The sequence below is a fragment of the Cryptosporangium minutisporangium genome (assembly GCF_039536245.1).
In the GTDB taxonomy this organism is placed as follows: Bacteria; Actinomycetota; Actinomycetes; order Mycobacteriales; family Cryptosporangiaceae; genus Cryptosporangium; species Cryptosporangium minutisporangium.
In genome coordinates this window covers 1-871 of record NZ_BAAAYN010000147.1, presented here as the reverse complement: position 1 = coordinate 871, position 871 = coordinate 1, and the positions used below count along the sequence as shown (strand labels likewise).

Genomic DNA, 871 nt, shown 5'->3' with positions numbered 1-871 from the left:
CTACCGAGCTGCTCCACCCCGCGTCGGTAGCTCTAGCCTAGCTCGCCGCCCCGGTGATCGTGCAACCGGCTTTCTCGTCGCTCGGCGACCGGGCCCTGCCGGCCACCGACCCCTGCCGGCGAGGGCAGGGTCGGGCCGGCAGGGCCGAGGTTTCACCGAGCCGCGCTCTCGGCGGCGACCGGTCGGCGATTCCGGCGAGCGGTCAGCAGCGTCACGACGTTGAGCAGCAGCCCAGCCACGGCCACCCCGGTGACGAGGTTGACGCCGGGCCGGAACGGCGTGAAGTCACCGGAGGCCGCGGTGCTAGCGGACGCGATCAGCGCGGTGACCACGGCCAGCACCAGCGCGGTGCCGACCTGACCGGAGGACTGCACCAGACCGGAGGCCAGTCCCTGTTCCGAGTCGTCGATGCCGTCCGTCGCCTGGGCCATGATCGAGCTGAACCCGAACGCGAAACCGCCGCCCAGCAACAGCATCGCCGGGAGCACGGTGACCAGGTATCCGGGCCGGCTGCCCGCGGTCGCGAGGAACCACAGGTAGCCGCTGCTGAGCGAGACCATCGCGGTGACGATCAGCGGCGAAGTTCCGTAGCGGTCGATCAGCCGACCCATGAACGGCGAGCCGAACGCGACGAGCAGCCCGGCCGGGAGGAGTGCCAGCGCCATCCGCAGCGGCGACCAGTGCAGCACGTCCTGCAGGTACAACGTCATCATGAACTGGAAGCTGATGTACGACCCCATCAGCGCGACGATGCTGGCGTTGGCCCGCACGATCGAGCCGACCCGGAAGATGCTCAGCCGGACCAGCGGGTGCGGGACCCGGCTCTCGACCCACACGAAGCCGATGAGCAGCGCGACGGCGAGGACGGCTG

At 70.4% G+C, this 871-nt stretch carries 1 protein-coding gene; it reads right to left on the bottom strand.

Annotated elements, in window-relative coordinates; genetic code table 11:
• Nucleotides 1-152: 152 nt before the first annotated feature.
• A partial coding sequence (locus tag ABEB28_RS42925) for an MFS transporter (RefSeq protein ID WP_345734059.1) occupies nucleotides 153-871 on the bottom strand: 719 nt, incomplete at its 5' end.